This is a genomic window from Streptomyces luteosporeus (genome assembly GCF_039532865.1).
Lineage (GTDB): Bacteria > Actinomycetota > Actinomycetes > Streptomycetales > Streptomycetaceae > Streptomyces > Streptomyces luteosporeus.
The window spans coordinates 1-517 of record NZ_BAAASL010000090.1; the positions used below are offsets into that span (position 1 = coordinate 1).

Below are 517 nucleotides of genomic sequence, written 5' to 3' on the forward strand. Positions count from 1 at the left end.
CTGGCCCCGCCCCCTCCCCCCGGAAACGCTGGTCAGACAAATCCACATTTCGTCCGTGGATGCGAAAAACATTCACAATCTGATCCGCCGGAGCAGACTGTGGCGTGGGCTGGGTTTCCGGTTCCCGCCGGGGGAAACCAGCTCAATGCCGCTGCGGGCAGACGAACTGCAGTTGCCACGGGGCAGGTGTTCAACGCTCCGGGTGGAGCCCCTGGTATCCGCGGTACGCCGGCTGGAAGACTGTTATCGCGGGCTGCAGGAAAAAATCGTGCAGCTCGAAGGCAAAAAACGGTCGCAAAAACAGTTAATTACTTCACTTAGGAATCGTCCATTTTATCATCTGTTGCACAGGAAAGGGGGCCAGCTCCCGGACGAGAAATGTGACGCCCTGCCACTGCGGGCAGAAAAACTGTCTCTGCCGCAGAGCGGGGATTCTGACCTGGAGGTGGCGCAACGGGCAACCGGGGTTATCCGGCTGGCAACCCTGTGTAGTCAGTCGCAGGAAAAAATCGTTGAG

The 517-nt window shown here is 58.6% G+C and carries 1 protein-coding gene; it reads left to right on the plus strand.

Annotated features, from left to right (window positions below; genetic code table 11):
- Window positions 1-55 precede the first annotated feature (55 nt).
- Window positions 56-517: hypothetical protein (locus ABD361_RS30570; protein ID WP_344440252.1), on the plus strand; the 462-nt coding region annotated here is incomplete at its 3' end.